The 25,748-nt window shown below is 57.3% G+C and carries 21 protein-coding genes; 15 read left to right on the top strand and 6 right to left on the bottom strand.

All coding sequences use genetic code 11. The annotated features are described in order from the left end of the window. Positions 1–100 precede the first annotated feature (100 nt). The 3 genes from WE862_RS09080 (at position 101) to WE862_RS09070 (ending at position 4,928) form a co-directional block, all read left to right on the top strand. Complete coding sequence (locus WE862_RS09080; RefSeq protein WP_042032134.1) at positions 101–2,038, top strand: methyl-accepting chemotaxis protein; 1,938 nt, start codon at positions 101–103, stop codon at positions 2,036–2,038. A gap of 500 nt (positions 2,039–2,538) precedes the next feature. Next, complete coding sequence (locus WE862_RS09075; RefSeq protein ID WP_042032135.1) at positions 2,539–3,978, top strand: OprD family outer membrane porin; 1,440 nt, start codon at positions 2,539–2,541, stop codon at positions 3,976–3,978. Between the two features lie 122 nt (positions 3,979–4,100). Next, positions 4,101–4,928 carry an SDR family oxidoreductase gene (locus WE862_RS09070; protein ID WP_042032136.1) on the top strand — a complete coding sequence of 276 codons (828 nt, stop codon included), beginning with the start codon at positions 4,101–4,103 and terminating at the stop codon, positions 4,926–4,928. 34 nt (positions 4,929–4,962) lie between these two features. On the opposite strand, the gene WE862_RS09065 is transcribed toward WE862_RS09070, so the two are convergent. Continuing rightward, entirely contained in the window at positions 4,963–5,295 is a 333-nt protein-coding gene (locus WE862_RS09065; protein ID WP_042032137.1) for a DUF1904 family protein, read from the bottom strand. A gap of 86 nt (positions 5,296–5,381) precedes the next feature. Here WE862_RS09065 and WE862_RS09060 point away from each other — a divergent pair, with 86 nt between their 5' ends. The 4 genes from WE862_RS09060 to WE862_RS09045 all read left to right on the top strand — a co-directional run bounded on the left by WE862_RS09060 (position 5,382) and on the right by WE862_RS09045 (position 8,803). Next, complete coding sequence (locus WE862_RS09060; protein ID WP_042032138.1) at positions 5,382–6,272, top strand: TraB/GumN family protein; 891 nt, start codon at positions 5,382–5,384, stop codon at positions 6,270–6,272. A gap of 134 nt (positions 6,273–6,406) precedes the next feature. Continuing rightward, positions 6,407–6,556, top strand: a complete 150-nt coding sequence (locus WE862_RS09055) for a DUF3149 domain-containing protein (protein WP_071912328.1) — start codon at positions 6,407–6,409, stop codon at positions 6,554–6,556. A gap of 147 nt (positions 6,557–6,703) precedes the next feature. Next, positions 6,704–7,285 (top strand): DNA endonuclease SmrA, encoded by a 582-nt coding sequence (gene smrA / locus WE862_RS09050; protein WP_042032139.1) that lies wholly within the window; start codon positions 6,704–6,706, stop codon positions 7,283–7,285. Between the two features lie 39 nt (positions 7,286–7,324). After that, positions 7,325–8,803, top strand: a complete 1,479-nt coding sequence (locus tag WE862_RS09045) for a carboxypeptidase M32 (RefSeq protein WP_042032140.1) — start codon at positions 7,325–7,327, stop codon at positions 8,801–8,803. Positions 8,804–8,872: 69 nt separating this feature from the next. Here WE862_RS09045 and WE862_RS09040 read toward each other — a convergent pair whose 3' ends face one another. Beyond that, entirely contained in the window at positions 8,873–9,274 is a 402-nt protein-coding gene (locus WE862_RS09040; protein WP_042032141.1) for a VOC family protein, read from the bottom strand. Between the two features lie 207 nt (positions 9,275–9,481). On the opposite strand from WE862_RS09040, the gene WE862_RS09035 reads away from it, so the two are divergent. Together WE862_RS09035 and WE862_RS09030 are read left to right on the top strand one after the other, a co-directional pair. Then, a complete protein-coding gene (locus tag WE862_RS09035) occupies positions 9,482–11,026 on the top strand; it encodes an AlkA N-terminal domain-containing protein (RefSeq protein WP_042032142.1) in 1,545 nt (514 codons plus the stop codon). Further along, complete coding sequence (locus WE862_RS09030; protein ID WP_042032143.1) at positions 11,023–11,517, top strand: methylated-DNA--[protein]-cysteine S-methyltransferase; 495 nt, start codon at positions 11,023–11,025, stop codon at positions 11,515–11,517. The genes WE862_RS09035 and WE862_RS09030 overlap by 4 nt, the downstream gene beginning before the upstream one ends. 137 nt (positions 11,518–11,654) lie before the next feature. On the opposite strand, the gene WE862_RS09025 is transcribed toward WE862_RS09030, so the two are convergent. The 4 genes from WE862_RS09025 to WE862_RS09010 all read right to left on the bottom strand — a co-directional run bounded on the left by WE862_RS09025 (position 11,655) and on the right by WE862_RS09010 (position 18,056). Then, on the bottom strand, positions 11,655–13,676 hold the full coding sequence (locus WE862_RS09025) for a bifunctional 2',3'-cyclic-nucleotide 2'-phosphodiesterase/3'-nucleotidase (RefSeq protein WP_042032144.1): 2,022 nt from the start codon (positions 13,674–13,676) through the stop codon (positions 11,655–11,657). Positions 13,677–14,420: 744 nt separating this feature from the next. Beyond that, the gene (locus tag WE862_RS09020) at positions 14,421–16,280 is read right to left on the bottom strand and encodes a peptidase U32 family protein (RefSeq protein ID WP_042032145.1); all 1,860 of its coding nucleotides are present in this window, start codon (positions 16,278–16,280) and stop codon (positions 14,421–14,423) included. A gap of 97 nt (positions 16,281–16,377) precedes the next feature. Continuing rightward, a complete protein-coding gene (locus WE862_RS09015) occupies positions 16,378–16,986 on the bottom strand; it encodes a LysE family translocator (protein ID WP_042032146.1) in 609 nt (202 codons plus the stop codon). Positions 16,987–17,114: 128 nt separating this feature from the next. Continuing rightward, positions 17,115–18,056 (bottom strand): LysR family transcriptional regulator, encoded by a 942-nt coding sequence (locus tag WE862_RS09010; RefSeq protein ID WP_042032147.1) that lies wholly within the window; start codon positions 18,054–18,056, stop codon positions 17,115–17,117. Positions 18,057–18,283: 227 nt separating this feature from the next. Here WE862_RS09010 and WE862_RS09005 point away from each other — a divergent pair, with 227 nt between their 5' ends. The 6 genes from WE862_RS09005 (at position 18,284) to WE862_RS08980 (ending at position 25,737) form a co-directional block, all read left to right on the top strand. Then, entirely contained in the window at positions 18,284–19,372 is a 1,089-nt protein-coding gene (locus WE862_RS09005; RefSeq protein WP_042032148.1) for a ketoacyl-ACP synthase III, read from the top strand. Between the two features lie 251 nt (positions 19,373–19,623). Next, on the top strand, positions 19,624–20,841 hold the full coding sequence (locus tag WE862_RS09000; protein ID WP_042032149.1) for a methyl-accepting chemotaxis protein: 1,218 nt from the start codon (positions 19,624–19,626) through the stop codon (positions 20,839–20,841). Positions 20,842–20,850: 9 nt separating this feature from the next. Then, the gene (locus WE862_RS08995; RefSeq protein ID WP_033114172.1) at positions 20,851–21,219 is read left to right on the top strand and encodes a response regulator; all 369 of its coding nucleotides are present in this window, start codon (positions 20,851–20,853) and stop codon (positions 21,217–21,219) included. Positions 21,220–21,232: 13 nt separating this feature from the next. After that, positions 21,233–21,559 (top strand): STAS domain-containing protein, encoded by a 327-nt coding sequence (locus WE862_RS08990; protein ID WP_042032150.1) that lies wholly within the window; start codon positions 21,233–21,235, stop codon positions 21,557–21,559. A gap of 22 nt (positions 21,560–21,581) precedes the next feature. After that, a complete protein-coding gene (locus WE862_RS08985) occupies positions 21,582–23,792 on the top strand; it encodes a chemotaxis protein CheA (RefSeq protein ID WP_042032151.1) in 2,211 nt (736 codons plus the stop codon). 10 nt (positions 23,793–23,802) lie between these two features. Then, a complete protein-coding gene (locus tag WE862_RS08980) occupies positions 23,803–25,737 on the top strand; it encodes a HAMP domain-containing methyl-accepting chemotaxis protein (protein ID WP_042032152.1) in 1,935 nt (644 codons plus the stop codon). Positions 25,738–25,748: the final 11 nt, after the last annotated feature.

Raw genomic sequence — 25,748 nt, 5'->3', positions numbered from 1 at the left:
AAAATCGATGCGGTAAAGATGGTGTCATAAAAACGCCATCACTCCCCGTTAGGCTCAGGCCATGCCCCATGGATGGCCTACAGCTGACAGGAACCACATCGTGAAAATTGCCCACTACGTCACTCTCTCCTCCCTCGTTCTACTGCTGGTCGCGGGAGGCGAGGCGCTGGCGCTCTACCGGGGGTGGCAACAGCTGGCGCAGACCGAGCAGACTCAGCGACAACATGAGGCGTTGCAGCAACAGGTCACGGTCGCGTTGCAAAACAGCTTGCGTGACTACCTCGCCGCAGGTGATCCCCAACAACTGGCCGCCGCAGAGAAGATCCGCACACGGGTTCTGGTTGCGCTGGAAAATCAGCCACAAGAGATAGCCGCCCCTCTGCAGCATCAGCTGGAGGAGATGGGCAAGCGCATCGAACACGACTATCAGGCGGCGGGCAAGCTCTCCGGCAACAGCCAGTTGCTGTTGCAAAATGCCGAGAACGAGATCGCCAGTCAGGCGCTGGCTCTGCTGCACTACGGAGAACAGGGTGAAAGTGGTGAACAGGCCAATGCTGCCCGGCAATACCGCTTGGCAGCCTCGGAGATTCTCGCCAGCCTGTCGCAGCTCGGCCACCAGCGTCAAAGCTACATGGAGCAGGGAAGCAGCAAACTGCTGGAAGGGCTCACTCTCGAGCTGGAAAGGATGGCGAAGCTGGCGAACCAGCTGCAAGCGCTGCCACTGCTCGGCATCTATGAACAGCCAGCGGCGGACGAATTCACTCTGGGAGAGCCTGAGCGCAAGGAGATAGGTGATCAGCCGCGCAGCGAGGTGCAATCACTCATCAAGCGCTATCCACAGGAGCTCGCCAACAGCCGCATGGCGCTGCAGCAACAGCAGGCTGCCCGCCATGCCGTGCAGCAGGATATTACCCGGATGGTGCAGCTCACCCGCGAGATGGGCGACACGATTGCCAGCGAACGGCAAGCCGTGAACCAGAGACTGGCCACCATACTCGGCACGCTGGCGCTGCTCCTGGTGGCGGTGGCCCTCCTTTTCGCGCTGGTGCAGCGCCGCTGGCTGCTTGCCCCCTTGTTGCGCTTGCGTCACGCCTTTTTGCAACTGGATAACACCGGACAGGCGGAGCCCTTGCCTGCTGCTCGCGAGCGCAACGAGCTGGGGGACATAGTCACCAGCTACAACCGTCTGATTGGCCGCCTGCAACAGGATCAGCAGCAGAAAGCGGGGCAACTCTCGGCGGTCTCCACCAGCCTGCAGGGGATGGTGAGCCAGGTGGAGGAGATCCACCAGAGCACCCGCACCACCGAGCAGGTCGTCGATGAAAGCGGCCAGATGATGGGAGAACTCAATCAGCTGGCTGGCGAGGTGCATCAGGTCGCTGCCGAGATAGCCCGCCATGCCAGCCACAACGAACAGGCCATGAGCCAGAGTGAAGGGCTGGTTGGCAGCATGCTGCATGCGACCACCCAGACCGGGCTTGCCATCGACGAGAGCGGCGAAGCGCTGCAGGCACTCAAACGCTCGGTCAGCGACGTGACCGCCATCGTCGACGTGATTGGCCACATTGCCCAGCAGACCAACCTGCTGGCCCTCAATGCCGCCATCGAAGCCGCCCGTGCCGGCGAGCAGGGGCGCGGTTTTGCCGTGGTTGCAGACGAGGTGCGCCATCTCTCTGCCAACACCCAGCGCTCGCTCAACCAGATCACCGAGATCCTCGGGCGACTGACCCAATCAGGCGACCAGCTTGGAACCGTGCTCGACCGCATCACCAGCGAGGCAAACAGCCAGCGCGAGCAGGCCGAGCGATTGCGGGAAACGACCCAGGCGGTGCGGGAGATCGCCCGCAATACCGCGGTGATCGCCCTGCAGGGCGCCGACAATGCCAAAAGTCAGGAGCACAAACTGGCCAGCTTTGCCGACCTGATCGCCCGCATTCATCAGCATGCCAGTCAGGTCAACCAGCTCTCGGTGCAGGTCTCCTCCCACATTCACCATCAGGCCCGCCAAATCCCGCTGATCCTGGGCCAGCCAAATTGAATATTGCGCGCTAACAGCCCCGCCCCCTCTCTCGCCTGTCAGCGGGAGAGTTTTTTTGTTGCGCAAAATTATCTGTTACCTGCAGGTTAATATTGACTACAGACAGGCCATCGCCCTGCTCGCCCCCCACCTCCTTCTGCAACCCATTGAAAACGCTCTCATGGCCGCATGACGTGGAATGAGAGCCCTTCGCCTCTACCCAATGAATATTTGCACTCTGTCATACTTTTGAAACTTGGCGGGAACTTTTCATTGATATTTCGCACCGCGAACGTACTCTTGTGATTGTCCGATAGCCAAGAATCGGAACATAAAAAACAAAGAGTGATGAACAGAACTGCACTGCCACAGATGTGCCAAGACATCGGGGTTGCAGAGATCAAACTGAACGATTTTTTGCCCTGCGGGGTTTTGATTGCAATGCCAATACCGAGCGGTGGGCCAGATGCCGACTGCCGGAACAAAAAAAGCTAAGTCCATAAAATCAGGAGCAATACAAAATGGAAAAAGTGATCTTCAAGCGCGCCGCGTTGAGTGCCGCTGTGGTAGCCGCTCTGGTAGCACCCGGTATGGCATTGGCAGCTCAGGACATGATGAGCCCAACCTACGGCAAATCCTACGAAGCCTTCGTCAATGATTCCAAGCTGACTGGGGGGGTTTTCTACTTCCAGCGTGAGCGTGACCGCAAACAGGGCCAAGAAGCCCACTATGACGACAAGGGTAAATATGTACCCGCCCAAGATGGCAAGTATCACACCAACCTCAGCCACTCTACTGCACAGGTAGCACTGAACTTTAACTCCGGCTATGCATGGGACATGATCGGTGTCGATGTGGGTGGCTTCGCTGCTGCCAACCTTGCTGTTGACGAAAGCAATGGTGTAAACGAAGAGAACGAGTTCTCCTTCTGGGGCAACAGCTGGTCACAAGGGGATGGTCTGTCCGAAAATGGAGCCAGCCTCTCCAACGCTGCTCTGAAACTGAAATTCCTGGATGGCGCTCTGACTGCCAAGGGTGGTTTGACCCAGCTCTATGTTCCGGGCGTAATGGGTGTTAACTGGTCATATCAGCCAGGTACCTATCGTGGTGGCCAGGTTGAAGGCAACTTCGGCGGTCTCTACCTGACCTATGCCATCGCTGACGAATACAAGGCCCCTTGGTTCAAAGATACCAACGGCTTCTCCAAAGCTGGCAACTACGATGGTGCCGCTACCCAGTACTCTGATGAAAACAAGATCGACTACATCCACGCCTTGGCAGCTCGCTATACCTTTGAGAATGGCACTGCCATTACCGGCTCTTTCGGTCAGTCCGAAGGCTATATGGACAGCTACCACTTCAAACTGGCTCACAAGTTTGACGTACTGGGTGGCCTCACCACCAGTTATCAGTTCTACGGTTCCGAAACTGACAACAATGACTATGACGGTCTTGCATGGCAACAAGCTCTTACTGCCGCTTGGGCTATGGGTCCTTATGGTTTCCGCCTGGAAGGCTTGTGGACTAAAGCTGAAGGTGACATGGGGAACTACCTGCCCCGTCTGACCAAAGGCTACGGCAACTCCCAGGGTGCCAACGAAATTTGGTGGGATTCCCGCTCTGACTGGAACGAAAACAACGAGAAAGCACTGTTTGCCGGTGTAACTCGCTCTCTGGACGATCTGGTTGGTGCCCCTGGCTGGTCTGTTGGCGTATCCGGTGCCTATGGCTGGGATGCCGAAAATGGCAATAGCACCCGTGTGGATGGCAAAGAGTGGGCCGCCAACTTTGACGTCATGTATACCGTGCAGGATGGCAAGCTGAAAGGCACTCTGTTCAAACTGCACTATACCGATTACAACAACATGCAGGATGAGAAAGGTAACTGGTACTATCCGAACATGTTCCAATCCGAACACGACGTCAAGTTCCACATCATCATGCCGTTTACCATCATGTAATCAGGCAACACGATGTCAGCAAACCGGGCCACTTGGCCCGGTTTTCTTTTACCCGATCAGCAGGTTAACATGCTGACAGACTCCCACTTTCCATCCGTCTCTCCTCTCACAAGGATCTCCCTATGCCCCGATTTGTTCTTGTCACCGGATGCTCCAGCGGGATTGGTCTGGCTGCCGCCCAGGCGCTGGGTCAGCACGGCTTTACCGTGATCGCCTCGGCGCGCAAGGCGGAGGATGTGGAGCGCTTGCAGCAGCAGGGGTTGCTGGCAGTACAGCTGGATCTGGCGGATCCCGCCTCCATCGAACTGGGTGCCAGTGCGGCGCTCCATCTTGCTGGTGGTCGCCTCTATGGCCTGTTCAACAACGGCGCTTATGGCCAGCCGGGGGCGCTGGAAGATCTTCCTACAGAGGCGCTGCGCGAGCAGTTCAACACCAACCTGTTTGGCTGGCATCACCTCATTCGTCAGGTGCTGCCCGCCATGCTGGAGGCCAGAGAGGGACGGATCGTGCAAAACAGTTCGGTGCTGGGACTGGTCGCCATGAAGTATCGCGGCGCCTACAACGCCAGCAAGTTTGCGCTGGAGGGTTACTCGGATACCCTGCGTCTCGAGCTGGCCGGCAGCGGCGTCCATATCAGCCTGATTGAACCCGGCCCCATCGATACCCGCTTTCGTGCCAACGCCCGCGCCGCCTTTCTGCGCCATATCGACCCGACCAGGAGCCGCCATCAGGCGGCCTACCAGCAGACCCTCAACCGGCTGGAGCGAGAGGGTGGCGCTCGTGGCTTTACCCTGCCGAGCGAAGCCTGCCTGCCACCGCTAATCCATGCACTGACCAGCGCTCGCCCCAAGGCGCGCTATCCGGTCACCACCCCGACCAAAATTTTTGCCCTGCTAAGACGGATCCTGCCCACTCGCTGGCTCGACCAGTTATTGGCAAAGTCAGCCTGAGCCCTTGCGCTGGCGACGACCTGAGTCGCCCCGCTCAATAGTGCTCGCCATTGCTGTAGTAGGCGCTTTTATCGATGGGGAAAACCTGCACCACCACATAGGTCTGTTCCCCCAGCGCCGCCTTCAGATGGCGGGTGATAAGGCCTGCCGCCTCATCCTGAATCTCCTGCGGCCTGGCAAACCAGTGCAGCTCGACAAACGGAAAACCGGACTCCAGCTCACCGTCACGAACCCAGTGGCTCTCGACCCGCTCCATGGTGACAAACTCCGGCTTGCCACCGGTCAGGGCACAGAGATCCGCAAGCAGCGGCGCGCCGATCTCCTTGAGGGTATCGAGTGAAACGGCGCGAAAACGAAGATGGGGCATGGCAAACCTCTTGGCTATCAGAAATGAGCACTTATCATAGAGTCTCTTGCGATGAAAAGAAGTCACCAGCCCGGATAAGGATCACCATGAAATTCCAGCGCTCCCTGTTTGCCTTTCTGCTCTGCCTGCTGCTGCCGCTCAGCGCCTTTGCCGATCCCGCCTTCTACAAGATCAGCAAGGGCAACCAGCAACACTGGCTGCTGGGCTCCATTCATGCGGGCAAGCCCTCCCTCTATCCGCTACCGGCGCCGGTCGAACGGGCCTGGCTGCAGAGTCGCGCACTGGTGATGGAGGTCGACATGAACAGCATCACGCAGGCGCAGTGGCAAGAGATGGGCTCTCTCACCCGCCTGGTAGATGGCAAGGCGCTCAAGGAGCATCTACCTGCCGAGCTCTACCAGCGCACCCTGATGGCTGGCGCGCGTCTTGGCCTCAATGAAGCTGCGCTCGCCCCGCTGCGCCCTTGGTTTGTTGCCATCACCCTGACTCAGGCCGCCATGGCCCGCTCCGACTTCAAGAGCGAGCTCGGGATCGATCAACACTTTGCCGCACTGGCCGCCAAAGAGGGCAAGCCCGTGGTGGGCTTCGAGACCCTGCTGGAGCAGCTCGGCTATCTTGCCAGCGTGGGTGACAACCAGACCCTGATGCTCTCCAGCACCCTCGACGAGCTGCCGATGCTCGACACCGGCTTCGCCGCCGTGATGAAGGCGTGGCAGCAAGGGGACGAGGCAACACTTATCAATCTGCTCAAGGAAGAGATGGCACCGCCCGCCCTGCAGAGCTGGATGGAGCAAACCCTGCTGGCCGAGCGCAACCACAACTGGCTGGCCAAGTGGCAGACCCTGCCCAACGAGAGCTTTATTGTGGTCGGCGCGCTGCATCTTTATGGCGAGCAGGGACTGCTGGCGCTGCTGGAGCAGCAGGGGTGGCGCGTCACTCTGCTGACCACGCCCACCGTGCTGCAAAGCACCAAATAAGGATTCGAGTGAGATTCATCACAATTTGTAACTGGTCATAAAACAATCTTGTGGGGAGTTGATCGGGATCATCTCCCTGCAGATAAAGGGGTATTTATGATGCCTGTCATCCACCGGGTGACAGGAGCAATGAAATGGACTTTTGGCTGGATCTGATGTTTGGCAACAGCGTGGGCTTGATGTCGATGATGGTGATTATCGGCACCTTCATCCTGATCAGCTCTTACGCTGCCTACTTCATCTACAAGGTGATGCACTCGCAACCACCCAAAGCAGAGAAGTAACCCCCACAGGCGGCAGCAACTGGCCGCCTGTTTCGTCTCCGGCCCCCCGGTTTATCCCTCCCTGCGCTATTGAACCGGACGATCGTTTTGCGGATCGGCTGGCACCGCTATAATGGCCCCCACTTTGTTTCATATGGGGAGCCTGCCGTGCCACATAGCGACGACCTCTCGCTTTTTCTGAATGAAGTGGCCGATGTCAGGCCCATTCGCAGCGACAATATCCATCCCCAGGGGGTGAAATCCGCCCCGACAGAAGCCCAGCTGGCCCGCCGTCAGGCCGCCACAGCCGAGCAGCTGGCGCTCGATCACCTCACCATGGAGGCGATCGAGATGCTCGACCCGCACGAGATCACCGGCTTCAAGCGCGATGGCGTACAAGAAGGGGTCTACAAGAAGCTGCGGCTCGGCAAGTACGAGCTGCAGGCAAGCCTGGACTTGCACCAGAAGACGCTCAATGAAGCGCGTCAGACGCTGGTCCAGTTCATCACCGATTGCGAGCAGCGCGATATCCGCTGCCTGCTGATCCTGCACGGCAAGGGGGAGCGCAGCACGCCGCGCGCCCTGCTGAAAAGCTATGTCAGCGCCTGGCTGCCGCAGTTGCCGGCGGTGATGGCCATCCACAGCGCCGAGCGCCGCCACGGCGGCAGCGGCGCCCTCTATGTGCTGCTGCGCAAGAGCGAGCGCAAGAAAGCGGAAAACCGCGAACGCCACCAGAAGCGCCTCGGCTGATCCCGGGCGCCCGTCAGGGACGATCACAAGGACAACACCATGTCATACCAGAAACTTGAACAGCACCAGCAACAGCTGCACCGCCTCAACCACCTCTCCGCCATCTGTGGCTGGGATCGTGCTGCCATGATGCCGGAAGGGGGCAATGAGGCGCGTGCCGAAGCGTTGGCCGAGCTCGGCCTCATCATCCACCACAAGCGCACCGCCCCCGAACTGGGCGACTGGATTGCCAAGGCAGAGAGCGAGCAGCTGGACGAGGTGCAGCGCGCCAACCTGCGCGAAATCAAGCGCCAGTGGCAGGATGCCAGCCTGCTGCCCGGCGAACTGGTCGAGGCGCTGTCGCTCGCCGGCAGCAAGTGCGAGCACGCCTGGCGCAGCCAGCGCAAAAACAACGACTGGGCCGGTTTTGCCCCCAATCTCGAAGAGGTGGTGAAGCTCTCCCGAGAGGTGGCACGTTTGCGGGCAGACAAGCTCGGCGTGCGCCCCTACGACGCCATGCTGGCACTCTATGAGCCGGGCATGACCAGCGCACGGCTCGATCAGATCTTCGGCGATCTCGCCAGCTGGCTGCCGCCCCTTATCCAGCAGGTCAGCGAGCGGCAGAAGGAAGAGCCCGTACTGCTGCCGCAAGGCCCCTTCCCCATCGCCGCCCAGCAGGCGCTCGGTCAGGAGGTAATGGGGCTGCTCGGCTTTGACTTTGCCCATGGCCGGCTTGATGTAAGCAGTCACCCCTTCTGCGGCGGTGTACCGACCGATGTGCGCATCACCACCAGATACAACGAGCAGGAGTTTATCTCCAGCCTGATGGGCATAGTCCATGAAACCGGCCACGCCCGTTACGAGCAGGGCTTGCCACGCCAGCTGTCGGGGCAGCCGGTTGCCGAGGCGCGCTCCATGGCGATTCATGAGAGCCAGAGCCTGTTTTGCGAGATGCAGCTCGGCCACGATCCCGCCTTCCTCTCGTTGCTGGCGCCCCATATTCGCGCCCATTTCGGCGATCAGCCGGCGCTGAGTCCGACCAATCTCGCCAGACTCTACAGCCGGGTCGAGCCCGGTTTTATCCGGGTCGATGCGGATGAGGTGACCTATCCTGCCCACGTCATCCTGCGCTACGAACTGGAGCGCGACCTGATAGAAGGGCGGATCGAAGTAGCAGATATCCCCGAACTGTGGGATGCGAAGATGCAGCAGTGGCTGGGACTCTCCACCAGGGGCAACTACCGCAATGGTTGCATGCAGGATATCCACTGGACTGACGGCTCCTTCGGCTACTTCCCGAGCTACACGCTGGGCGCCATGTATGCCGCGCAGCTGCGCTTTGCGCTGGAGAAAGAGCTCGGCAGCATGAGTGAAGTGATCGCCGCAGGCCGCCTGCCGGAGATCTTCGCCTGGCTCGGCCGCTATATCTGGTCGCAGGGTAGCCGCTACAGCACGGATGAGCTGATCAGCCGAGCCACCGGCGAGGCACTGAACCCGCACTGGCTGCGCCAGCATCTGGAACAGCGCTATCTGAAGTGATCCGTGCAATACGGGTAAAACATGACGGGGCCATGACAGGCCCCGTTTTTTATTGGTAAACGATCCGTGTCAGAGCGGATCCTGCGCGTTCAAAAACTCGCGCAGTTGCAAGATATTGCCCTCCGGGTCAAACGCATTGCGCACCACGAAACCGGGCCCGGACCACTGCTGCGGCAGCAGGCCGCCGCCAAGATCCGCCGCTTTCGCCTCCGCCCACGCAAGGCTTGGCACGGTAAAAAAGAGCTTGATGGCCCCCTGCTCACGCAGCGCCGGTGGCGTCGTGACAACGACCTGTTCGATATAGGGCTCGGGGATGGCATGTACAAGCAGCTGGATGTCGCCGTTCTCCAGCACGATCAGCTGCTCGCTCTGACTGCGGATCTCCATCTGCAGCAAGGTTCGGTAAAAGTGGCTCAGCAAGCCCGGCTCCCTGGCGTAGATCAGGGCGCCGGCACGGGCGGGACCTGGCATAGTGCAATCCTCGGTGATAAAGGCTCATCCACCTTCGCACAGTTGCGCACGACCTTCACCTTTTTCAGCGCACATTCCATGCAAACTTAATTGCTATCCCTGTCCGTTTCTGGCTAGTCATCCCCCGCGATCCTGCTTAGTCTCTCACTCATCCCTTTTGTGCCGCATCAGCAAATACCCGGCACCCACCAGCAAGAGAGCCATACCATGACGCCGCCGCACGAGCGTGACCAGCCACAGGATCACCAGATCAACGCCCTCAGCCGCGAGCAGTGCCACGCCGCACGGCTCGCCCGCGACGCTCGCTTCGATGGCCGCTTCTTTACCGGCGTCATCTCGACCGGCATCTACTGCCGACCGGTCTGTCCGGCACGTCCACCGCACGAGCACAACGTGCGTTACTTCCCGAGCGCCGCTGCCGCCGAGCATTATGGCCTGCGCCCCTGTCTGCGCTGCCGCCCTGAGCTGGCCCCCGCTGCCCGTGGCGATCTGCCGGTTGAGCTGACACGGCTGCTGGCGCGTATCGATCGCGGCGAGCTGGCAGACAACACACTCGCCGAACTGGCGACGGAGGCCGGTATCAGTGAGCGCACGCTACGCCGCCAGTTTGAGGCATACCTTGGCGCCTCACCAAAGCAGGTGGAGCAGACGCGCCGCCTGCTGCTCGCGAAACGACTGCTGACCGAGACCCGGCTCCCCATCACAGATATCGCGTTTGCCGCCGGTTTTACCAGCATCCGTCGCTTCAACGATGCCTGGCTTAACGCCTACGGGCTACCCCCGCGTACCCTACGCCAACAGGAAGGCTGCAACGATACGGCCGACCACTGTGCTTCAGGCCAGCGTGGGGCAAGGTTGACGCTGCAACTGCCCTACCGCCCTCCGTATGACGTAGCGGCCATGCTGGCGTTCTATCGGCTGCGGGCGATCCCCGGGCTGGAGCGGGTAGATGACGAGGTGTATGAGCGACGCTATCTGGTTGGCGATCAGGTTGCACTGGTGCGCATCGCACAGGGCAAGGGGAACAGCCTGCAGCTCACCGTCCATGATCTGCCGCTCGCCGCGCTGCCGGATCTGCTCTATCGGGTCCGTCGGATGTGGGATCTCGATGCCGACATGCAGCGGATCGGCGATCTGCTCGGTCGGGATCCGCTACTGGCCCGTTTGCAAGCGCGCTGGCCCGGCGTTCGGCTGCCGGGGGGCTGGGACGAGTACGAGGTGATGCTGCGCGCCATCATCGGCCAGCAGGTCTCGGTCAAGGGAGCCATCACCATACTCGGGCGACTGGTGGCGCGCACCGAGGCCCAATTCGGAGTGGCGCAACTACCGCCCCCCGCCCAGTTGTGCGAACTCGATCTCGACAGCATCGGCATGCCCGGCAGCCGCATTCGCACCCTGCGGGGCGTGGCACAGGCGCTGGCCAGCGGCGAGCTGACCCTCACGACAGCCAGTGACGAGCAGTTGCTGGCGCTGCCGGGCATAGGCCCCTGGACGGTCGCTTACTGGCGGCTGCGCTGCGGGCTGGATACCGACGCCTTCCCCGCTTCCGATCTGGTGCTGCAAAAAGCGCTGGGAGGCGGCAGCAAACTACCGGTGAAAGAAGTATTGGCGCAAAGCGCCGCATGGCAGCCGTGGCGCAGCTATGCGGCCAGCTGGCTGTGGCACGCCATGAGCGAAGCGCCTGCCTTGCTTACCGATACCGGTAGCAATGCAGCGCAGTCCGGTAACCAACAACAGGAGATAACATCATGATCCGCTACGATATTCTGCCGACCCGCTGCGGCGATCTGCTGGTTGCCATCAACGAGCATGGTCTGGTGCATGTGGACTTTGTCGCGGGCCTGCGGGCGCTGCCCGATATGAGCGGCTGGCAGCAAGACGCCGCAGCGTTGGCCCCCTTCCTCGCCGAGTTTGACGCCTATTTTGCCGGTCGCTTGCAGCGCTTCTCCCTGCCCCTTGCGGCTCGTGGCACCGCCTTCCAGCAGGCGGTGTGGCAAGCGCTGAGTGACATCCCCTATGGCGAGACCCGCAGCTACAGCGATATTGCCCGTGCCATCGGCAAACCCGAGGCGGTTCGGGCTGTGGGCGCAGCAAATGGCCGCAATCCGCTCTCGATCATCGTCCCCTGCCACCGGGTGATAGGCCAAAACGGCAGCCTGACCGGCTATGCGGGGGGATTGGAGATTAAAAAGATGCTGCTGGCGCTGGAGAAGCAGGAGAGAGAGCTAGCCACCGCGCAATAGCGCATGCAGGGCGACCGAAGAGGGATATCAACTACCACCGCCCAATCGGGTCGAGAAAAAATATGCCCCCGAAGCGGGGGCATAAGGGTTCTGCCATGACAGCGATGCATCACTCATGGCGATGCACCGCTCGCAGCCTATTCAACCAGCTGATAGATCGCGTGGTTGACGAACTTGGGATCATTCGGCTTGACCCCTTCGACTCGCTTCAGCTTGCTCCCCGCCAGTTTTTCAGCTTCCGGGTTGGTTGAGGAGTAGAAGTACACCTTGGCTCCGGCCGGCAACGCAGCAAGACTCCAGTTGTTATCCACTTTCTGCTCAAACCCTTCCGGATGCTGCTTGGCCATCTCCTTGACGTAAGCAGAGAGCACTTCGCGGGTCTCCATGGGATCTTCATGCACTACCGCCTTGCTGTCGATGCCCGGGAAATTGCCGCCACCACTGCCGCGATAGTTGTTGGTGACCACATAGAAGTTCTGCTTCAGGTCGATCGGTTTGCCCTGATAGGTGAGCTCGGTGATCCTGTGCTTATCGCTGATCTGCTTGCCATCCTGGTCATAACGGGCTGGCTGGGTGATATCAATCTTGTATTGCACCCCTTTGATCATGTCGAAGTTATAGGGGCGGAAGTCATCGACCACCAACCACTGCGCCTTGCTGGCATCGGGGACGATCTGGTTGTACTGGCTGACGCTCTTCTCCAGCCACTCTTTCACCGTCGCACCGTTAACTTTGGTCACTTGCAGGGTGTTGGGGAAGACATAGAGATCCGCCACGTTACGCAGGGAGATCTTGCCTGCCGGTACCCAGGTAAAATCGTTCGGGCCGTTGCGGCCACCACGGAATGGCGCCACCGCCGACAGAACCGGCAGATCCTCGTTGAGGGCACAGTTCACACCGTTATGGCTCAGACAATCCGCCTTGACCTGATCAATGTGCCACTTCTGGGCATCGCTCACGATCTGGAGGGAGGCATCGTCCTGCACTACCGAGAAGAAGCTGTAGATGGGCTTGGCAATCTCGCTGATGGGATCAGCCAGCCACTGGTTGGTCGCATCATGGGTTTTGTCGACCAACGCCTCGATTTGACTATCTCCCGGCACATCCATGCTCTTGTCGACCTGCCGCACTTCCGAGTGACTGGAAGCCACCTGCCAGCGGCCATCCTTCTGAGTCAGTTTGAGGTCGATAACCCCAAGATGGTTACCCGCAACCCCCGGCATGACGGCAGGCACGCCGGCAATCCGGCCCCGGGCATTATCGACCTGAGCGACATCCGGATACTCGCCCGGGAAAGCCTTGTGGGCATGGCCCAGCAACAGAGCGTCAACCCCTTTCACCTGCGCCAGATAAACCGCGGCGTTCTCCATAAAGGGCTCCTGCGGCGTCCCCGTGATACCGGTGTGAGCCACTACGACCACCAGATCGGCCCCTTTGGCACGCATCTCGGGGATGTAGTGCTCAGCCGTCTCGACCATATCGGCTACGATGACCTTGCCCTCCAGATTACGGCGATCCCACTGCATGATCTGGGGTGGATTCACCCCCAGTACCCCTACCTTGACCGTCTGCACGTTGCCATTGACGTCCTTTACCTGACGGTCGAGCAGCACATAAGGCTTGAAGCGGTTGGGCATGGCATTCCAGTCGATCTTGCCATTGCTATCGCGTTTGAAATCGCGGGCATCGAACACGTTGGCATTCAAGACCGGATAATTGGCTCCCGACAGCGCATCGGCCAGATAGTCGAGGCCATAGTTGAACTCGTGGTTACCGAGGTTGCCGACATCATATTGCAACTGGTTGAGCGCATTGATGGCTGGATGCCCCAGCTTTTTCAGGTAATCCGGATTGCCCTTGTATTGCGCAAACACGTAATCCGACAAAGGCGTGCCCTGGATCAGGTCACCATTATCGATCAGCAGGTTGTTGCCATTTTCCTCACGGGCTTTATGGATCAACAGCGCGGTACGGGAGAGCCCGAGAGAGTGGTCGACCTTGTTCTGGTAGTAGTCAAAACCAAGCAGGTTGGAGTGAATATCGGAGGTCTCGATCAGACGCAGATTGACATCTCCGGGGGCGGCTTTTCCATTATCGCTATTGCAACCGGAGAGCAACAGCAATACGGCTACCGAGCTCAACGTGAGGGTCGTCTTCATTGGAATTGTCATGAGTTGTTTCTCACTTTATGTTGTGTTTATCGTTAGTGCCAGCTCGCACATTCTACCTGCAAACCAGACAGATTCATGTGAGCAAAATTGCATAAATGGCTCATACCACTATCTGCCTTTCATAGGCTCTGACAGCGAGACAGAACTAAAAACAATGCCAATTAATGATGTTCGCAGCACCACGGTCATTTTTCAGCAGCGATACAACTTCAAACCATTACCTCAACATGAATGTATAACCACTTGAAATGGAGTTTATTTTCCCGTTCCGAACGGTCAAACCTGATTACTACCAACTTCCATTGCATTACTTTTAATATAGTGCCGACAAAAATAGCCATTGTATAAAAACCGGTGATAAGCATATTTGATGGATAAAATTACCAACAGCGCCTGAATAATACACGCCGACTCAAAATAAGAATATCAGAGTAAGAACGCTGGCTGATTTAAAAATCAATTCTTTAAAATATAACGATGGAGCCAAACCTTATATCTATATACTGACTTTATTAAATTTTGATATTGTATTGGGAATGAATGTATTACTTAAAATAGGTGATAACTTAGTTACCCAATTAATCTTATTCAGCGAATAGGTGTGCAAAGGCGCCATTCCAAGCTGGGAAGAGACCGAACAGTTCCAGCCAAAACAAAACCCCGGAGCCATGCTCCGGGGCTTTTTCATTTCTTCCCGACCAACTCTGACTTAACAGAGCCGCGCTCCGGAAATTACTTCTTCAAACTGCCCATCACATGCATTTCGCAGCGGTTGCAGTCAAAGCGCAGACGGAAGGTGTCTTTACCCATCTTGAGCTCCAGCGGCTCGGCCTTGAGACCGGGCACCTCGTTCGGGCAGAGGTTCTGGCTGTAGCGGATGCAGTGCTTGGTGATCATCAGCACCACTTCCCGCTCCTCCTTGTTCGCTTCATAGGCGGGGGCAATGCGCTCCACCCCGTGCTCATGGAAGAACTTTTCGGCCGCGCTGTTCAGCACGTTGCCAAGGTAGGAGAGACGGTGCTGGGGATAGTTGATATCCCGCAGGGCGATGCGTCGCTCGGGGCGCTGATAACTGGCCACACGCGCCGCCTCCAGCGCAGCGATGCCATCCCGGCGCAAGCCGTTGAGCTGTGATGCGGCGATAAATAGCGGCCTCGTTACTACCAACTCAATCTTGCGCGCCACAAACAGGGTATTGCCGAGCTTGCCAAGTTGATCCCGCGCCTGTTGCAGCGCCCGCTCCGGATTGTTTGCAGGTTGTTTGTCACAGGGAAGCGTCACCGCGGCGCTGATGCCCTGCTCGTCGGTGAGCGTGAGACTCACGCCCTCATCGCACTCTGCCAGCACCATATCGACCCGGATGCGGCGATCCGCGCTCGCCTTCTCCAGCATCTTGCTGAACGCCTGATCGTGGTTGCGGTAGATTTCTGTCCCCACCTTCAGCCCCGGCATGCGTTCTGACAGGAGTAACTGCTTACCTTCGACCTTGTTGAGGCGCATCCCCACCAGCTCGTTATTCGGCTTGAAGAAGCCCAGACCGTCGCCGTTGTTGAGGGTGACCTGTTTGCCATCAATCTCGATGCCGTCACGGGTCACCTTGGTCACGCGCCCCAGCGGTTCGCCCACATATTTCGGGCTTTTGGTGGAGTCGATCCCCTGCTGGCGGCCATGGAGGAAATAGTCGGTGCTGCCGCGGTTGAAGCTCTTCTTGGGGTCAGGCGTGAAGCTGTAGCTGCAACGACCCGCCGAGGCGGCCACCAGATCGGAGCGGCTATCCAGAATGGCGTCCAGCTTCTGCCGATACCAGGCGGTGACGTTCTTGACGTAGTCGAGCCCCTTGAGTCGCCCCTCGATCTTGAAGGAGCGGATCCCCGCCTCGATCAACGCCTCCAGGTTGTCGGTCTGATCCATATCCTTGAGTGACAGCAGGTGGCTGTCGGCCACCAGCACTTCGCCATCCGGCTTTTGCAGCGAGCAGGGCAAGCGACAGAGCTGGGCACACTCGCCGCGGTTGGCACTGCGGCCGGTACGGGCATGGCTGATGTTGCACTGGCCGCTGTAGGAAACGCAGAGCGCGCCGTGGATAAAAAACTCCAGCTGCACATTGGTCGCCGCACTGATCTCGCGGATCTGCGCCAGCGACAGTTCGCGCGCCAGCACCACCTGAGAGAAGCCCACATCCTGCAGAAATTTCACCTTCTCCGGCGTGCGGTTGTCAGTCTGGGTACTGGCATGAAGGGCGATGGGTGGCAGATCGAGCGCCAGCAGCCCCATGTCCTGGACGATGAGCGCATCGGCACCGGCTTCATAAATTTGGTGGGTCAGGCGCCGGGCCTGCTCCAGCTCGTGATCGTGCAGCAGGGTGTTGAAGGCGACAAAGACCTGGGCACCGAAGCGATGGGCGTGGCGCGCCAGCGCTTCGATATCTTCGATGGTGTTGCCCGCCGCGCTGCGGGCGCCAAAGGCAGGGCCGCCCATGTAGACGGCATCGGCGCCATGGTTGATGGCTTCGATGCCGTAGGCGAGGTTCTTGGCCGGAGCCAGCAGCTCCAACCGGTTGTTGTGGCTTAACGGGTGCTTGTTCTGGTGCATGGTCTCGGGATCAGGGCGGACAGCAAATGGGCGCTACTCTAGCCCATTCACCACCCACATGCCTTGATCCCGCTTAAGGTATCTGCGAAATGCAGGATTAGATAACCACCTTGAGTGCCAGCCCGAGCAGCACCAGCCCGCTCACCTTGTCGATGACAAAGGATTTGGCTTTGAGCCATGCCAGCACCGGCCCGCGGGAGAGCACCAGCGCCACCAGCACGTACCAGACGGCATCGATCCCGCCCGCGGTGAGCATCATGATTCCCCCTTCGCTCCAGCCGGTATCGGCCCGCACAAACTGGCTGAACAGGGCGATGAAGAAGACCGCCAGCTGGGGATTGAGGAAGGCCACCATAAAACCTTCAAAGGCCCCTTGCCGACCACGCAGCTGGTGCGCCTCTTCACTCGCTTCACCACTGGCTGGTTTTGCCAGCAGGGCTTTCACCCCGAGCCAAGCAAGAAACGCTGCACCGCCGTAGCGGATCAGATCAAACAGGATAGGGGTCTGGGTGATCAGGATCGAGAGGCCAAGCGCGGTTACCAGCGCATAGATACCAACCCCGAGGCCGTGGCCGAGCGCGGTGGCGACGCCGTGCCCCTGCCCGCCCTGCACAGTGTTGCGGATGATCAGTGCCAGACTCGGCCCCGGGCTGATAGCGCCCATCACGCAGATTGCGGCCAGTGCCAGCCAACTCGTCAGTTCCATGTATTTCCTCTTTATATGCTCGATATGATGCCCTGCATTCAGGGTACGGGCTGAGCCATTATGCCAGTAGTGAAAGTTATGAATAGATTCCATAACCAATGGCTATGGCACCACACAACTGACTGGGGCTAACCGCCGTGATCGAGCAGCTTGCGACTCTCGCCGACGGTACGTTGCAGGTGATCCCGCAGGAATGGGTAGGCCAGCTCGCGAAACCAGCGGTGGGCCGGATCCTGATGATGGCGCTGGTGCCACAGCAGATGATACTGCTGGTCGCAGGTAGCAAAGGGCAAGTCGACAAAGGTGAGCTCATGGTTGCAAGAGAGCTGCCAGGCGATATGGGCCGGGGTGGTCATCAGGCAATCGGTGCGCAGCAACACCTCCACCGCAGCCTGAAAGAAGGGGACTCGGGCAAACCAGCGCCGACTCACTCCCTGCGGCGCCAACACCTGCTCAACCGGACTGTCCTTGTCGCCTCCCCCACTCACCTGCAAGTGAGGCCAGGCGAGATAGTCATCGAGACTCAGCGCCTTGCCCGCCAGCGGGTGATGGCGTCCCATCAACACCGCCAGCCGATCTTCCCCCTGATGCAGGCCGCGTATCTGATCCGGCACCTGTTCGGTGATGGTGGAGACCAGATCAAGCTCGGACTGCCACAGTTGCGGTAGCTGACGTTTGTCCCACAGGCTGTACTCCATCGCCGCCAACGGCGCCTCTTTGGCGAGCGCGGCGCAGATATCGGGCAGGATATGCTGGGCCACATAATCAGAAGAGGCGAGCCGAAATACCCGCTCACAGCGGCTCGGGTCAAATCCGGGCGCCTCGTAGAGCCGCTCCAGCGCACCGAGAGAATCCGCCAGCTGGGCTGCCAGCGCTTCGGCCCGTGGCGTCAGCAGCCAGCGTTGCCCCTCCCGCACCAGCAACTCGTCGTCAAACTCGCTGCGCAACTGGGCAAGCTGCTTGCTGATGGAGGGCTGGCTCAGGTGCAGCAACTCGGCGGCGCGGCTGATATTGCGGGTCTCCAGCAGCACCTTGAGGGTGGGCAGCAGATTGAGATTGGCTCTGAGCAAGGAGATATCCTCATCGGTGGCAAAGCGCCTATCTTAGGGCAGAGGAGCCCCGCGTTTTAAGCAAAATTTCCCGCCATATTCAGCACGTTGCAGCCCATTGCGACCAGATGGCGCAGCCACTTGCCCGGCACATAACCATGACCACAAGATGACAGTGGTTGTCTCGTACGGCATAATTGCACGATTTTCCGCCCGCGGGGCGCTCCACTTTGAGAAGCGGTAACAAGATGAAATACGCCAATATCACAGGCTGGGGAAAATGCCTGCCCCCCTCCGTGCTGACCAATGACGACCTCAGCACCATCATGGATACGTCAGATGAGTGGATCTATCCCCGTACCGGCATCAAGCAGCGTCGGGTCTCCCATGTCAGTACCTCAGACCTGGCGACTCTGGCTGGCCGTCGCGCGCTGGCCTGTGCTGGTCTCGAAGCGAGCGACCTCGATGGCATCATCCTGGCTACCGCCACTCCGGACAACCTGCTGCCAAGCGCCGCCTCAGCAGTGCAGAAGAAACTTGGCGCCGTCAACGCCGCCGTGTTCGATCTCAACGCCGCCTGCACCGGTTTCGTCTACTCCCTCTCGGTCGCCACCTCGCTGGTGCAGACCGGCATGATGAAGAAGGTGCTGGTGATCGGCGCCGAGCGCCTCACCTATCTGCTGGACTGGGCCCGTCGCGATACCGCGGTACTGTTTGGCGATGGTGCCGGTGCAGTGGTGATCGAGGCAAGCGAACAAGAGTGTGGCCTGATTGCCAACAAGCTCGGCTGCGACAGCGAAGCGCGGGAGATCCTGCATGTGCCGAACTTCGGCACCGATCGGGTTCGTTTTGCCGATATCGACGGTCTGTTCACCTTCAACTTCGAAGGTCAGGAGATCTTCAAGCGTGCAGTGCGCGGTATGGGCGAAGCGACTGCTACCGTTTTGTCTCAGGCTGGAGTGACCCCCGAGCAGATCGATCTGATCGTCCCCCATCAGGCCAATATCCGCATCATCGAAACCCTCGCCAAGCGGATGAATGCGCCGATGGATAAGGTGATGGTCAACATCGAAAACTACGGCAACACCTCGGCCGCCACCGTGCCCATTGCCCTGTGCGAGGCACTGGAGCAGGGCCGTGTCCAGCCAAACTCCTATCTGCTGACCGCCGCCTTCGGTGCCGGCCTGACTTGGGGAGCTGCCATCATCAAGTGGGGTGATCGTGTTACCCCTATCAGCAAGTGCGAGGTTGAACTGCCGCCGTGCGACAAGAGCGCGCTGGAGCTCATCGCCCATGCAGTGGAAGGGTGCCAGAAAGCCCACGCCAACGAAGCCTGACAGCTACCGCTTTCAGCAAAAGAGCCTGCAACTGCAGGCTCTTTTTTTATCCAATTCACCCTACTCCTGTTCTTGTCCCCTTAACAGCGCCTCTGGCCACCTGCCATAACAGACCAATTTGCAGCCAAGTATTTTTTTTACGCTACCCTTATTGTGCCAACTATAAATAAAGAAAGAGATTCAAGAGACCCTCACATTAAAACCATCGGCTCTTGAACCCCCAAAAATTTTGCACTGGGATAAAACTTCAAATGACACAACCAAAAAGTGGCGTAAACACACCGCTTTGGGAACCGGTTTGCTGGTTCTGCGGTATCGGTCTTGGCGTGCTGAGCTGCCTGCTGTTACAGCTTGCAGGAGCCCTTTCGCTCATTTACCTGCTTGTTACCGTGCTCTTCTCCTGCGGGGCCTCTCTCTGGACATCTCGCCATTTCCATCAGCAGTTGCACAACCTGCAAACTCGCACAGCTGATTCTGCGGCCATAGATAACAGCATACATGCCCACTCCATCGCTGGTCTCGAACAGGTATGTGAAAAAGTTCTCCCCATCTGGTCAAAACAGATTGAAAACTCTCGCCAACAGACCGAGGAAGCCATGATCGATCTGACTCAACGCTTCAGCGGATTGGCCACCAAGCTGGAAGAAGCCGTCAATGCCTCTCATCTTGCTGCGGGGGAACTGGGAGATGCCAACTCTCGCGGGATGGCAGGAGTCCTGAGCGAAAGCCAGCAACAGCTCAATGAAGTCGTGGCCATCTTGCACTCGGCGCAAGCCAATCGGGATGCCATGCTGGCCGAGATAAAGAGCCTGACAACCTACACTATCGAACTCAATGCCATGGCGATGGATGTTGCCAAGATTGCCTCCCAGACCAACCTGCTGGCACTCAACGCAGCCATTGAAGCAGCACGGGCTGGCGAAGCCGGACGTGGTTTTGCTGTGGTAGCGGATGAAGTGCGCAACCTGTCACGCCTCTCAAGCGAAACAGCCCAAAAAATGACGGATAAAGTCGACACCATCAACACAGGGATCAGCCGTGCATTTCAGATTGCAGAAAATGCCGCGGCACGGGATCACGCTTCGGCCCTCAATTCCGAACAAACCATCGAGCAGGTGCTGAGCCGCTTTCGTCATGCCACCGACAGTCTGGCTGAGTCAGCGTCTTTACTGCAAAACGAAAGCACCGAAATCCATCGCGAGATCTCCAGCGTTATTGTCTCACTGCAATTTCAGGACAGGGTTAGCCAGATCCTGAGCCATATCCGGAAAAATATGGAGAACCTCTCGAACCACCTGCAATCGGAGCAAAACAACCAGCAATCGGGCCCCATCCAGATCGATGCCAACCGGTGGTTGGCTGATATGGAGCTCTCATACGCCACCGATGAGCAACGCAATATTCACCATGGTCGCACTACCCGTACAGTCCAAGCGCAAACAAGCAGCGCTGACATCACATTTTTCTAGGAGAGATATATGGGCAAAACGATCCTGATCGTGGATGACTCGGCAACCATTCGCCAAGTCGTAGGCATGACGCTCAAAGGCGCCGGTTATGAAGTAATGGAGGCTTGTGATGGCAAGGACGCGCTCAAAAAACTCGACGGCAAGAAGATCAACCTGATCATCAGCGACGTCAACATGCCCAACATGGATGGCATCACCTTTGTCAAGGAGGCGAAAAAGCTGGCCAGCTACAAATTCACTCCCGTCATCATGCTGACGACTGAGTCGCAGGATAGCAAAAAGCAAGAAGGCCAGGCCGCAGGCGCCAAAGCATGGGTAGTCAAACCGTTCCAGCCGGAACAGATGCTCTCCGCAGTATCCAAACTGATCATGCCATGATCCCGGAGCTCATATGACATTGCAAAGCGAGATGCTGGATAACAAGACAGTGGTCACTCTACCTGACGAGCTCACCATATACACAGTGGGCGAAATCAAAGAGGCACTCACCCCATTGATCTATCAAGGCCGGGAACTGGAACTCAATCTGGCAAATATTGCCGAGATAGATAGTGCGGGACTCCAACTGCTGATCGCAGCCAAAAAAAGTGCACAGCAACAGGGTTACCCCCTCTCGCTGGTCTGGCATAGCAACGTCGTGCTGGAACTTCTGGAACTTTGCCAATTATCCGGATTCTTTGGCGATCCAACTCTCATCACTCATGACGAGCGGCCCTGAGCCACCATGACAAGGAGTCACTGTGAGTATCGATCTTGATCAGGCTTTACAAACCTATATTGCCGAGGCGCGTGATCTACTCGAAGAGATGGAATCCGCTCTACTCTCACTGGAAGGTGAGCCAGATAATGGCGAACTGATAGGTGCCATCTTCCGTGCGGCTCACACCATCAAAGGCTCCGCAGGGCTTTTTGGGCTGCAGCCGATCGTCGGGTTTACCCACATCGTAGAGGATCTGCTCGACCAGATAAGAAACCAGCAACTTGCTGTCACCTCTCCCTTGATAAAGGATCTGCTGGAGAGTTGTGACCACATCCAACTACTCATCTGCGTCGTGGCCGAACAGGGCTCAGCATTGAGCGATAGCGACGAAATGCAGGATCAGCGCTTGCGGCTCGCTCTCACCCGTTACCAATGCGTACCGCAAACCACGTTGCCAGATACGGTGCCCACTCCCGAAGCCAAAATAGAAAAAGAGGGGGCTGTCACCAGCTCAGCATCGCTATGGCATATCTCTCTGCGCTTTGGTCCGGACGTGCTGCGCAACGGCATGGATCCTGCGGCCTTTCTCCGCTATCTCTGCACGCTCGGAACTATCAGTGCACTGGAGACCATTCACCAGGCCATACCGGATTGGGAGCAATTTGATCCGGAAAATTGCTATCTCGGTTACGAAATTGATTTTGACTCCCAAGCAGACAAGGCTGCCATCAGCGACGTCTTTGAATTTGTCAGAGATGACTGTCAGATTGTCATTCTCCCCCCCCACAGCAAGATCACCGAGTTCATCAATCTCATTGAATCGCTGCCGGAAGATAACGCCATGCTGGGGCAACTGCTGGTCAACACCGGTGCCCTGACTGCAGAAGAGCTGGCCGCTGGACTACAAACCCAGCAAGCAACATCCAATGAAACCGCGCCCAAGCTTGGTGAAATCCTTATCGCACAAGGCGCTGTCAATGAAGCCGTTGTCGATGCAGCACTGAAAAAACAAAACCAGACCAAAGAGAGTAAAAACAAGGAGGGACGCTACGTCAGGGTACATGCCGACAAGCTGGATGACCTGATCAATCTGGTTGGGGAGTTGGTAGTCGCCAGTTCAGGGGCAAACTTGCTCGCACAGCGCATCAGGGAAGCCCAGCTACAGGAAGCCACATCGGTGATCGCCATGCTGGTGGAAGAGATCCGCGATAACGCATTGCGCCTGAGAATGGTCCCCATTGGGGATACCTTCAACCGCTTTCAACGAGTTGTACGAGATGTAAGTCAGGAGCTAAACAAAGAAATAACCCTGGTAATATCAGGTGCAGAAACCGAGCTGGACAAATCCGTCGTAGAGAAGATAGGTGACCCGCTCATGCATCTGGTCAGAAATGCGATGGATCATGGTATCGAATCGGCGGAGCAACGCCTACTTGCAGGCAAACCTGCCAAAGGAACGTTGAACCTCAACGCCTACCACGACTCTAACAGCATCGTTATCGAGATCAGGGATGATGGTGCTGGCCTCAATAAGGCAAGGATCCAGCAAAAAGCCATTGAACGCGGTTTGATCAGTACCACCAGTACGCTGACAGACCAGGAGATTTACCAACTCATCTTCGAACCTGGCTTCTCCACTGCCGAAGCAATTACCAATCTCTCCGGCCGCGGCGTCGGTATGGATGTGGTCAAACGCAACATTACGGCATTGAGAGGCACAGTTGAGCTCGACAGCATTCCAGGCAAGGGCACCAGAGTGCAAATTCGCCTTCCGCTGACACTCGCCATCATCGACGGTTTTCTGGTCAGGGTCTGCGATACCCATTATGTGATCCCGCTGGATATGGTGATCGAGTGCGTAGAATTAACACCGAGTGCTCTGGCCGATACACAAGGACGAAATTACATCAACTTGCGAGGTGAAGTGCTGCCCTTCATTCGTCTTCAGCACTACTTTGATACCCAGGGCATCAGGGGACGTCGTGAGAATATTGTCGTTGTGAGTTATGCAGGGAAAAAATCTGGACTGGTAGTCGATGAGCTGCTGGGAGAATTTCAAACTGTCATCAAACCTCTGGGTAAATTATTCCAGCGGCTGCAGGGAATAAGCGGTTCAACCATTTTGGGAGGAGGAGAAATTGCTCTTATCCTCGATATTCCATCGCTTATTCAACACGCAATAAACCAGGAATCAGGGCAATTTAACCGATTAAATCCCCCATCAATCCAAACCCAAATCAGCATCAACTGAGGAGTCACATATGTTTAAAAACTCCACCATAAAATTACGCCTCATTGTTCTGCTTTGCCTGCTTTGCACACTGCTGCTCGGAGTTGGCAGCCTTGGCTTATATAATATGCAGAGCAGCAATACAGGGTTGCAACGGGTCTACAACGACCGGGTGGTTCCACTCAAACAACTGAAAACTATCTCTGATCGCTACGCCGTCTCGATCATCGACAACGTCAATAAAGCCAATGCTGGTCTGATCCCGGCAGAAGAGGCTCTGACCCAGATTCAGCAAGCACAAAAAGAGATCAAGGATGTATGGCAACAATATCAATCAACCACTCTTACTCGGGAAGAGCAGCGTCTATCTGCCGAAGTCACAAGCCTGTTTAATGCAGCCAACCAAGACATTGGCAAGCTGGAAAAATATCTGGCAACCCAACATGGCACGATCTCTGGCATGCTCAGCAACTTCGACGGGGCTCTGTACAACTCAATAGACCCCATAGGTAACAAGATAACCGAGCTGGTAACCCTGCAGCTCGATGTAGCCAAAGCGGAATACACTGCGGCCCAATCTTGGTACCACATCATGCTCATCACCATGGCCAGCGTTGTCGCTGCAGGCATGCTCCTCGCTGCCTGGTTCGGAGCCATGCTGATCAAAAGCATCATTGCCCCGATTGAACAAGCACTGCATGTGGCCAACAGTCTGGCTGCAGGCAACCTGGATGTGTCTATCAATGTTGAATCAAATGACGAAGCAGGACAGTTGCTGCTCGCCATGGACAATATGGTCAAAACGCTGGGAGCACTGATCACCGACATAGAGACTCTGGTTACCGCCGCCGTTGAGCAAGGGGATTTCAGCCATAAAATTTCACTGGAGGATCGCCAGGGCTATATCAAGCGTGTATCAGAACTATTGAACCGGTTATCTCATGTGACAGATACCAGCCTTGAGGATGTAATGCGCATCGCAACCTCTCTCTCCAAGGGCGACCTGACACAACGTATTGACGAGCCCTATCCGGGCATTTTTGGTCAGACAAAGGATGGCCTGAACCAAACCATTGTGGCACTGACACATATCATTGAAGAGGTACGCAATGCCGCTGATAACCTCACCAATGCATCCAACCAGGTGAGTAACACAGCACAAGCCCTTAGCCAGGCAACCAGCGAACAAGCAGCCAGCGTCGAGGAGACAAGTGCATCCATCGAGCAGATGAGTGCCAGCATCAATCAGAACACAGAGAATGCCAAAATCACCGACAGCATGGCCAGCAACTCGGTAAAAGAGGCAACCGAAGGTGGGCGTTCTGTTCAGCAAACAGTGGCTGCCATGCAGCAAATAGCCAAGAAAGTCAGCATTATCGATGATATTGCCTATCAAACTAACCTGCTGGCACTGAACGCAGCCATCGAAGCAGCTCGCGCCGGCGAACATGGTAAAGGTTTTGCTGTGGTCGCGGCTGAAGTTCGAAAACTTGCTGAACGCAGCCAGGTCGCTGCACAGGAGATTGGTGAGCTATCTTCCGACAGCGTCAGCAAGGCAGAGTGCGCTGGCAGTTTGCTTGAGAAAATTGTCCCCTCGATCCGCAAAACATCCGATCTGGTTCAGGAAATTAATGCGGCCTCCTCTGAACAAGCCAGTGCAGCCAACCAAATCAGTCTGGCGATGAGTCAACTTAATCAGGTAACACAGCAAAATGCGGCCAGCAGCGAAGAGTTGGCAGCCACAGCGGAAGAGATGAGCTCGCAGGCAAGTGAACTGCAGCAGACTATGTCCTTTTTCTCGTTGGAGAAAAATGCGCAAACCAACATCAGTCAGTATGAGCAGAGCCATAAAAGCCATAAAGCATCTCCTCCCAGAGGAAGCTTTATTGCCCCACCACAACGGGCCATTCCGCCACATCAGCCCCCATCTTCATCCGTGAATGAAGCTGATTTTATTCACTTTTAACCGGAGGACCG

Source organism: Aeromonas jandaei, from assembly GCF_037890695.1.
Taxonomy (GTDB): Bacteria; Pseudomonadota; Gammaproteobacteria; order Enterobacterales; family Aeromonadaceae; genus Aeromonas; species Aeromonas jandaei.
The sequence above is the reverse complement of the archived record's forward strand: the minus strand, read 5'-3'. Positions and strand labels throughout refer to the sequence as shown.